1 protein-coding gene is annotated in these 512 nt (G+C 56.2%); it reads left to right on the forward strand.

Annotated features, from left to right (window positions below; translation table 11 throughout):
• A partial coding sequence (locus tag J7439_RS26190) for a hypothetical protein (RefSeq protein WP_209204987.1) occupies positions 1-512 on the forward strand: 512 nt, incomplete at both ends.

A 512-nucleotide genomic window follows, 5' to 3' on the forward strand; every position in this document is an offset into this window, starting at 1 on the left:
GCTGGCAGGAGGGCAAAGACGAGGACGTTAAGGGCAAACCGCTCGACCGGGCACTGGTCACCAATATTTCCGCCATGTGTAATGGCAAAGGCTTACCGAAAGATCAGGACGTGAAGGCCTTCCTGACTCTGCCCTGCTTGAAAGAGGGCTGGCAGGAGGGCAAAGACCAGGGCGTTAAGGGCAAACCGCTCGACCGGACACTGGTCACCAATATTTCCTCCATGTGTAATGGCAAAGGCTTACCGAAAGATCAGGACGTGAAGGCCTTCCTGACCCTGCCCTGCTTGAAAGCGGGCTGGCAGGAGGGCAGAGACGAGGACGTTAAGGGCAAACCGCTCGACCGGGCACTGGTCACCAATATTTCCTCCATGTGTTGCTCTAAAGACTTACCGAAAGATAAGGACGTGAAGGCCTTCCTGACCCTGCCCTGCTTGAAAGAGGGCTGGCAGGAGGGCAAAGACGAGGACGTTAAGGGCAAACCGCTCGACCGGGCACTGGTCACCAATATTTCC

It is taken from the genome of Salinisphaera sp. G21_0 (assembly GCF_017744115.1).
In the GTDB taxonomy this organism is placed as follows: Bacteria; Pseudomonadota; Gammaproteobacteria; order Pseudomonadales; family Endozoicomonadaceae; genus Endozoicomonas.